Genomic DNA, 428 nt, shown 5'->3' with positions numbered 1-428 from the left:
ATACACGCGATCGACATGAACCTCACTTAGCATAGGGCTTGCAGCGTCCTCACTACATCGGATAAGAGTGATGGGTTGTAGCCTGGCCTGACTTCAATTGCGACCGAACCCACCTTGACGAGGAGAGACGATTCGGTCTCAACCGTCTGGTTGTCCACGTTGACTGTAACCCATTGAGATTGGCGAGCCGGTTTTTTATCGGTATCTTTCAATTTCCGTATCCAATACCAGAGTTGACGTGTGGTGACTTGATGGATCGCACACCATTCCGATGCACGCTGTCCACTAGCCCGATAAGCTTCAATACGGGCCTTCCATGTTTCTCTAAGATCTGCTTGCGTCATAAAAAAATCCTCCTCGCTTCATTCTGAGGAAGATTATCTCACGGACAAGAGAAGGCTCATAGGTGGGGAATATTTGACGCTTAC

At 48.6% G+C, this 428-nt stretch carries 1 protein-coding gene; it reads right to left on the bottom strand.

What is annotated here, in order from left to right:
- Nucleotides 1–26 precede the first annotated feature (26 nt).
- Entirely contained in the window at nucleotides 27–344 is a 318-nt protein-coding gene (gene tnpA, locus EFBL_RS15880) for an IS66 family insertion sequence element accessory protein TnpA (protein ID WP_096183063.1), read from the bottom strand.
- Nucleotides 345–428: the final 84 nt, after the last annotated feature.

This window comes from Effusibacillus lacus (genome assembly GCF_002335525.1).
Classification (GTDB): domain Bacteria; phylum Bacillota; class Bacilli; order Tumebacillales; family Effusibacillaceae; genus Effusibacillus; species Effusibacillus lacus.
The sequence above is the reverse complement of the archived record's forward strand: the minus strand, read 5'-3'. Positions and strand labels throughout refer to the sequence as shown.